The sequence below is a fragment of the Mesorhizobium sp. M2E.F.Ca.ET.209.01.1.1 genome (genome assembly GCF_004010375.2).
Lineage (GTDB): Bacteria > Pseudomonadota > Alphaproteobacteria > Rhizobiales > Rhizobiaceae > Mesorhizobium.
In genome coordinates this window covers 1-280 of the sequence record NZ_SADP02001353.1, presented here as the reverse complement: position 1 = coordinate 280, position 280 = coordinate 1, and the positions used below count along the sequence as shown (strand labels likewise).

Sequence of the window (280 nt, the reverse complement as noted above, 5' to 3'; positions counted from 1 at the left end):
CGTCTTCTTCCTGCCGAAGCCGTCGAGCCGATTCTTGACCGACGAATAATAGTCCTGGGCGGACTTCAGGTCATTCTTGGCCATAAAGACCATGTCACAATACTGGGCCGCGATCTGCTGCCCGGGCTCCGATACGCCTGCCTGCACAAGGATCGGCCGACCCTGGGGCGAACGGCGGACGCTGAGCGGTCCGCGGACGGAGAAATGCTTTCCAATATGATCGAGCACATGCATCTTGCGGTCGTCGAAGAAGATGCCGGATTCCTTGAGATCGGAAGAG

Annotated in this window: 1 protein-coding gene; it reads right to left on the bottom strand. The window is 58.2% G+C overall.

Features of this window, described 5'->3' with window-relative positions:
- Window positions 1-280 (bottom strand): LLM class flavin-dependent oxidoreductase (locus EN852_RS40375; RefSeq protein WP_135880015.1); only part of this gene is annotated, 280 nt, incomplete at both ends.